6 protein-coding genes are annotated in these 6000 nt (G+C 60.1%); 2 read left to right on the top strand and 4 right to left on the bottom strand.

The window, feature by feature from the left end; translation table 11 throughout:
- From GBO37_RS10135 to GBO37_RS10125, 4 genes are all read right to left on the bottom strand, one after another.
- Positions 1 to 185 (bottom strand): transposase (locus tag GBO37_RS10135; RefSeq protein ID WP_252928768.1); only part of this gene is annotated, 185 nt, incomplete at its 3' end.
- Between the two features lie 744 nt (positions 186 to 929).
- Positions 930 to 1601, bottom strand: a complete 672-nt coding sequence (locus GBO37_RS10130) for a helix-turn-helix domain-containing protein (RefSeq protein ID WP_252928764.1) — start codon at positions 1599 to 1601, stop codon at positions 930 to 932.
- Positions 1601 to 1786 (bottom strand): helix-turn-helix transcriptional regulator, encoded by a 186-nt coding sequence (locus GBO37_RS21610; protein ID WP_371927542.1) that lies wholly within the window; start codon positions 1784 to 1786, stop codon positions 1601 to 1603. The genes GBO37_RS10130 and GBO37_RS21610 overlap by 1 nt, the downstream gene beginning before the upstream one ends.
- 127 nt (positions 1787 to 1913) lie before the next feature.
- A complete protein-coding gene (locus tag GBO37_RS10125) occupies positions 1914 to 2672 on the bottom strand; it encodes a hypothetical protein (protein WP_252928762.1) in 759 nt (252 codons plus the stop codon).
- A 567-nt stretch (positions 2673 to 3239) separates the two neighbouring features.
- Here GBO37_RS10125 and GBO37_RS10120 point away from each other — a divergent pair.
- Both GBO37_RS10120 and GBO37_RS10115 read left to right on the top strand, forming a co-directional pair.
- Complete coding sequence (locus tag GBO37_RS10120) at positions 3240 to 4181, top strand: TAXI family TRAP transporter solute-binding subunit (protein WP_252928760.1); 942 nt, start codon at positions 3240 to 3242, stop codon at positions 4179 to 4181.
- Positions 4178 to 5968, top strand: a complete 1791-nt coding sequence (locus tag GBO37_RS10115; RefSeq protein WP_252928759.1) for a TRAP transporter fused permease subunit — start codon at positions 4178 to 4180, stop codon at positions 5966 to 5968. The genes GBO37_RS10120 and GBO37_RS10115 overlap by 4 nt, the downstream gene beginning before the upstream one ends.
- Positions 5969 to 6000: the final 32 nt, after the last annotated feature.

Raw genomic sequence — 6000 nt, 5'->3', positions numbered from 1 at the left:
GCACGCATCTGCTCATTCCCGGGAAATGCAGCAGCCGGGGCTGCGCTCAATTCCCTCATCCAGCGGCGCAGCACACTCTCGGACAGGTCGAGGTCGCGTGCGGCCTGTGACACCGCTACGCCCCGATCGGTTACCAGCCTCACGGCCTCTGTCTTGAACTCACGGCTGAACTTTCGTCTCGTCATATCCACTCTCCAGTTCCTTGGTCGCGATCTTATCTTCGTGTCCACGAAACCGGCAGCAGCTCACATTGGCATGCTGCACAGCAGGTGCGTTTCCCAAGAGCGCGTCATGTTCGGTGACGTGCGCACCCCGTCGTCCTAGGTGCGCACCTGAGCGTATTGAGGTGCGCACCCCGATTTTGCGCCTGCAGCTGGAGATCTTGAGCGCCTAAGCCCTCCGCGTACGAAGGGGCGCCGGAAGGACCCGAGACGGGGGCGCGTTGCTTGTCGAATACGCACCGTTTCCAACGTCGGAACTATGGTGCGCACGAGCTACTCCTCCCCTTTGTGAAAGCGTAATTTGCGGCTTGCGGCGAGCGCAGCGAGTGCCATCGTTAATTCGGTCTGCTCCTTTCCTTTAGCAGGGTAGGGGATCTGCAGCTGATCAGCTGGTACCCGCTTTGAGGCAGGCGTGACCACTGGGAGCTGCACATCAGGCTTGTCGATTATCGTCTCAGGAGCCCCTGCCTTCTTCGGAACCTCTGCTTTGAGCTGTACGCTCCTAGTCCTGGTCGACGCGCACTTCGATTTTACCGGCCTCTTGTTCACAGCTTTACCGATCAGAACCTCAAAGTACCGCCAGGTGCGTAGGAGTGGAATCCTTCCGCTGCCCTTCGCCTTCTTAGAAAGCACCGGAAGGATGTGGAGATCCAGGTCAATGCCTCTGTTGAGCCACGATTGTAGAGTTGGAAGATCGTCCGCCAGGTTTTACCTGTTCTCAGCAGTAGCCAATGCCCCAAGCGCCTCGAAGCAGGCCGTCAGGATCTCTTCGAGCTGAGCCGTAGTAGTAGTATTTATAATGTCTTTGTTCTGGTCGGGCGCTATTTCCGCACCCCCCGGAAACGGTGTCCGCGCTTGAGCACGGTTGAGTGACCACAAAAACCGCGTCTCGCGCGTCTCCTTCAACGCAATCCTGGGGTTTGGATGGCCGGTATCGGGGATGAGTTTCCGTTCTGGCCAACCAACGATAATGACCAGAACCGAGACCTGTGCGCCATGCGAGCCAAGGCGCCCGACACGTCGAATGAGACCGCGGTGCTCGAACTCCTTGAGTAGCCGACGCACTGTTCGGTCACTACAGCCCGACTCAACTGCAAGCGTCTTCTGGTTACACCAGCTGACACCGTATCGGTCCGAATGACGCGCAACGACAACTAGGACCATCCGCTGCGTAGAGCGCAGCATTGGAATAGCATGGGCCCAATCGGTCGCTGGAGTGTTGCCGGGTATCGTGCGTCGCTTCCGCGTTTCCGCTGGCATCTGGATCATCGGCTTCTGTGCGTCTGAAGATTGCCCGTGGCAATCTCCAGATTTCCCTGCATCGTCGTGCGTCGAAATATCGTCCGGCGAAAAGACCTTAGGATGTGGGTCATATTTCATCACAACACCCTCCGCTGTCGGCTATCTAACCATGCCAGCACGTCACTGCGTTTCCATCCGATCGCCCTGCTTCCTATCCGGATGGGGGCAGGAAACCGGTTTTCCTGTACGGCCAGATAGATCCATGATCGGCCCATGCCGATCGTCGTGGCCACGCGGGGCAGGCGCCAGAGTTCTTCAGTCATCTTCAAATTCCGTCCATTGCCATTGTATGTCTCTGGACGATGACGGTTGGCGTCGGATTGTTCGTGTAGGAAGTAATGGTCTCAATACTTCCTACACAAAGATCACGGGTTCGCACCTGTTGGTCTGTCAGTTCACATCAGTGTACAGCCAGATATCCTTGACGTGGGCGTAGCTATATGGCTTGCGACGCAAGGCAACCATTGCATCTGCAATGGCATCGCACGCGCTGAAATGCCCGGATTTGGATTCATCATTGCGCATTGCCTTAAGGTTGAACCGATCACAAAGACCGGTGATCACCCAGCAAATCACCAGATCACGGTATTTGGTTTCGACCTTGTATCCGCGACCACGGCTCGGGCGCTCACGGTTACGGAGAAGTATGTTGATTATGAACGTCCGGAGCTCTGGAGCGATGGGGCGACCATCGGAAATCATGTATACCGCGTGCAGAACCAACCCGTCGAAGGCAACTTGATCGGTGTATGCTCGCTGGGTCAGCCTTAATAGCATCTGATTATAAGGTACTGGATGCCGCGCTTCTCCATCAGGGGACAGGCCAGCGTAGAATGCTTCACGAAGTTCGGTGAGCTGAAATTCTTCGCGGCGAAGGACCTGTTGACGCAGGTCTTCAGAACGACCTTTCTCAAGTTCGTGAAGTTCGTCTGAAAGCTCGAGAATTGCCTCATCGTGTTCGGTGAAGTCGATCGCCTCGAACTTCTCGAAACCCTCTTTCAGTTCTTCCCGTGCCCAAGCAACGATTGCCGGCCAATCCATACTTTCTGTCATTGTTGCAGGATAGTGGTCTGGAAGGTGGACGGCAACAAACGCCTTTAGATTTGAATTATTTATGCAGGAACGGGCGCGGTAGGTCAGACTGTTCAAGTTAGCAAGCCGCTGCTGGTCCCGTGTTTTTAGTATGGCTTCTCGGACGTCTCGAAGTCTTTGGCATGGCCTTACGGGCTTCCTGGTTACCGCATTGCCTTTCGGCACTTTCCGGAAAACTGCTGCCTGTCACTAGGGTGCACGTTGAAGTAGCCGCTGCTCTCAAGTGCCTTACCCACGGATAGCCCGATAGCAGCGCCCGGACCTTGAGGAATATGCGCGGGCAAACCCTGTGCGTCAGGCCCCTGTCATCATATGTAATTGCGCTATGCATCTCTGTCGTAAAGTGAGCTTTTGAGTTGCCTCTAGTTGTTCAGATCCTGGTCTTCTGAAGTACTTGGACCGTATAAACCGGGACTCAGAAAAACCGGGACCCGGAAAACCGGGGTCCCGGTTGGCCCATCATCCATTGCGGTTTGCATTGGCTCACGTCTTGCAAAGCGCGGTGGCGCTGACGCGACCGTTCTGTCCGGAAAAGTTCGGCACCCATGGAATAAAGCTCTTGGCCTTGACACCCGGCGGTCCCTCCCGGTTGATGGCACCTAAATAAAATGGGGGGACGAAGAGATGCGGTATTGGATACAGGCGATATTCGCCGGGGCAGTGGTACTGGCTGCAGGGGCGGCGTATGCCGAAACGCGACTGACCTACAAGTCGGCCAAGACCGGCACGTCCTACTACCAGATGGGCGTCGAACTGGCCGAGGGCATGAAGGCCGCCTCAGATGGCCAGCTAGTTATGACGGTCGAGGAAAGCCAGGGGTCCGTGCAGAACGTCATGGAAGTCCGCGCGCGGGGCGCCGACTATGTCTTTACCGCACCTCCGTCCCTGGTTGCGGAGGCGCAAGCCGGTGGCGGCGCCTTCGAGGGCCGGACCGCCCCGCAGTTTGCCGAAATCCGCGCGCTGTTCCCCATTCCCTCGCTGACCATGCACTTCGTCGTCGCCGGTGCCGAAGGTTCGACGACGCTGGACGCATTCGAGGGCAAGCGCATCCTCCTTGGAAAGGGCAGCTTCGGTGCGACCGAGGGTGAGAAGTATCTCGAGCTGTTCGGGCTGATGGACGACGTGACCATCGCTGACGCCGAACTTTCCAATGCCGGTGACGCACTGACGAACGGTCAGATCGACGGCTTTGTCACGGCTGGCAGCTTTCCCGCGCCGAACGTGGTGGAGGCGGCCGCCAGTCAGGATGTCCGACTGCTGTCGCTGAGCGAAGAGCAGGTCGTCCAGACCGGGCAGGCCCGCGTCGTCATTCCCGCCGATGTGTATCCCGGTCAGGCGGCCGACATCGTGACCACAGGCCTGCCGGTGATCGCCTTCACGACCACCGCCATGGACGATGATACTGCCTATGAGCTGACCAAGGCATTCTGGACACGGCGCGAAGCGATGGCTGAGACGGCCCCGTGGTGGGCCGGTGTCTCGCTGGAGCAGGTTGCGGCGCTCGAGGATCTTCATCCGGGTGCGGCGCGCTATTACCAGGAAGCGGGCGTGGCAGTCGCGCCATGAGCGCGGTGTCCGGTGCCATGACACGGCGGGCAGTCATGCTGTCCGCCGCGGTTCTGCTCGTCGCCTTTCATCTGGGGCTGATTTTTTCGGGGCTGGTGCCGAACCTGGTGGCCAGGCCGCTGCATGTGGCACTGATCCTGCCATGGATATTCTTGTTCACTGACCAGCGTGCCGCGCGCTGGGTATCGGCCTTTGGCGTCGTCCTGGCAATCGCGGGGATGGCAGCGGCCATCTGGATTGCACTGAACGCCGATCGACTTACCGACCAGTATGGCTTCGTCGAGACGGGGTTCCAATATGCGGTCGGTGGCGTCCTGCTGCTGGCCGTGCTGGAGTCCGCGCGTCGTGCAATCGGCTGGCCATTGCCCATCGTCGCGGGGCTGGCGCTGCTCTACGCTGCTTTCGGTCAGCATGTCCCGGGCGAGTTCGGGCACGCGCCGCTACCGCCCGCCAGCCTGATGGGGACGCTGACCCTGGCGGAAGGCGGGATCTTCGGGCAGCTGACGGGTGTCTCGGTGGGCGTCGTGGCAATCTTCGTCATCTTCGGCGCGGTCCTGAACGCGGGCGAGGCAGGGCAGGGGTTCATGAACCTTGCCGCCGCGGCCGCGGGCCGGTTGCGGGGCGGCGCGGGCAAGGTCTCCGTCATCGCCTCGGCGCTGTTCGGGTCGATCTCGGGATCGGCCTCTGCCAATGTCGCATCGACAGGTGCGGTGACCATCCCGGCAATGATCCGCATGGGATATCCACGCCGGATCGCCGGAGCGGTCGAGGCTGTCGCCTCGTCGGGCGGCCAGATAATGCCGCCGTTGATGGGGGCTGGGGCTTTCGTCATGGTCGAACTGACCGGCACGCCCTACACGCAGATCATCATGGCTGCCCTGCTGCCTGCACTTCTGTACTTCGCGGTGGTCTGGTTCGGAATCGATGCCTATGCACGCCGGCTGGACCTGGGGGGATTGCCACCCGACCAGCAGCCCGCCCGGCGGGAGGTCCTGATTACCTCCGCCTTCTTCATGGTGCCCTTTGCGGTTCTGCTGGGGGCGATGTTCTGGGCCGGTTATACGCCGCAGTATTCCGCTAGCCTGGCGATCATCGCGGGGGCAGTGCTGCTGCTGACGGGCGCCGACATGCGCATCGACCTGCGGCGTGCCGCGGGCCGAGCCGAGGTCGCGCTGATCGGTGCCGCGCGGCAGGTGTCGCTCATCGCGGCTATCATCCTGTGCGCCTCGATCATCGTCGGCGTGCTTGCCATCACCGGGCTGGGGGTCAAGATCACCTCTCTGATCCTGTCGGCGTCGAACGGTGGCCTGTGGCCTTCCCTTCTGCTGACAGCACTGGCCTGTCTTGTTCTGGGCATGGAGGTGCCGACGACTGCGGCCTACGTGATCTGCGTCTCGGTCGCAGGGCCGGCGCTGACCACGCTTGGCCTCGAGCCGCTGCAGGCGCATCTCTTCGTGTTCTGGTTCGCGCTTCTCTCGACCATTACCCCTCCGGTTTGCGGCGCTGTCTTCATTGCGGCCGGAATGGCGGAGGAGAACTGGCTGCGCGTAGCCATGACCGCGATGGCACTCGGTGTAGGGCTATACCTGATCCCCCTCGGCATGATCGCGCGCCCGGACCTGATCCGGCTGGCAGAGGCCCCGGGCGCCGCACTCCTCTCCGCCGGTCTGGTGGGCGGCGGGTGCATCGCCATATCATATGCAATCATCGGCGTGCAGAGGCTATTGTACAGGGTTGCAGGAGTGATGCTGGGTATGGCCCTGATCTTCGTACCCGTAAGCGGATAAAGAGCCAGATACCTACAAACACCTGCTGAAGG

Origin of the sequence: Paracoccus sp. 08 (assembly GCF_024105395.1) — a bacterium.
GTDB lineage: Bacteria > Pseudomonadota > Alphaproteobacteria > Rhodobacterales > Rhodobacteraceae > Paracoccus > Paracoccus marcusii.
Note: the sequence above shows the minus strand (reverse complement) of the source record. Positions and strands in the feature narration are given on the sequence as shown.

Coding starts and splice junctions, on each gene's coding strand:
- GBO37_RS21610 (WP_371927542.1), bottom strand. CDS start 1,786: ATGACTGAAGAACTCTGGCGCCTGCCCCGCGTGGCCACGACGATCGGC.
- GBO37_RS10120 (WP_252928760.1), top strand. CDS start 3,240: ATGCGGTATTGGATACAGGCGATATTCGCCGGGGCAGTGGTACTGGCT.
- GBO37_RS10130 (WP_252928764.1), bottom strand. CDS start 1,601: ATGAAATATGACCCACATCCTAAGGTCTTTTCGCCGGACGATATTTCG.
- GBO37_RS10115 (WP_252928759.1), top strand. CDS start 4,178: ATGAGCGCGGTGTCCGGTGCCATGACACGGCGGGCAGTCATGCTGTCC.